2 tRNA genes and 1 rRNA gene are annotated in these 937 nt (G+C 41.8%); all 3 read left to right on the top strand.

What is annotated here, in order from left to right:
- Positions 1–97 precede the first annotated feature (97 nt).
- A tRNA-Ile gene (locus tag AC27H3_RS18040) sits at positions 98–174 on the top strand.
- A gap of 117 nt (positions 175–291) precedes the next feature.
- Positions 292–367, top strand: a tRNA-Ala gene (locus tag AC27H3_RS18035).
- A gap of 436 nt (positions 368–803) precedes the next feature.
- Positions 804–937: ribosomal RNA gene (locus tag AC27H3_RS18030) — 23S ribosomal RNA — on the top strand; the annotation flags it as partial.

Genomic DNA, 937 nt, shown 5'->3' with positions numbered 1-937 from the left:
AACCTTGGTTCTACGAGTGTTCACACAAATTACATGATAACGAATTAGAAGAAGTCCAAACATCTAAGCTTCGGACAACAATTCTTGAAAGAGAAATAGGTCTGTAGCTCAGCTGGTTAGAGCGCACCCCTGATAAGGGTGAGGTCGGCAGTTCAAGTCTGCCCAGACCTACCAATTTACGCCATTTGCTGCGTTGGAATGAACCTCGTGTAGAAAAGCCTACACTTCGCCTCATACCGCCTTGCAACTGACGTAAATCTGAGTTTGTTTTAGCTAGATGTTTCCCATTGCGGGGCTATAGCTCAGCTGGGAGAGCGCCTGCCTTGCACGCAGGAGGTCAGCAGTTCGATCCTGCTTAGCTCCACCACTTCTTCACTAAAGAAAGAGACCAAACTTAAACTATCTCTAGTTGATAAGTTAAGTTTGGTTTTTTAAACCACGATTTATGCCGAATGCGCGCATTTATTGAGTTCTTTAACAATCTGGAAAGCTGATATAAATACCGGTATTTATATGGCAAACACGGTGTCGCGCTGTTGTTTGTAAATTATAAATACCAAGCTGTTGTTAATGGGAATATCGCCTGTTAATGATGGTGATTACGGTTCCTCCTCGGAAACGTAATCAACCCGGTAGTAAATTTACTTTTACGAGTTAAATTTATTACCACTCTTATTCAAGACACACTTTGTGTGCGTGAAAATGTCAGACTTTACAATTGAGAGGGTTTTGTCACCTTCTTGTACTAATGGTTTTAAACTGAAAGCTTATAGCTTTTAACTAAAAACTACTTGGGGTTGTATGGTTAAGTGACTAAGCGTATGTGGTGGATGCCTTGGCAGTTAGAGGCGATGAAGGACGTGTTAATCTGCGAAAAGCTTTGGTGAGGTGATAAAAACCGTTATAGACTACGATATCCGAATGGGGAAACCCACCC

The sequence above is a fragment of the Colwellia sp. NW0002-52-1 genome, from assembly GCF_057550865.1.
This window is presented reverse-complemented; position numbering and strand designations above follow the sequence as displayed.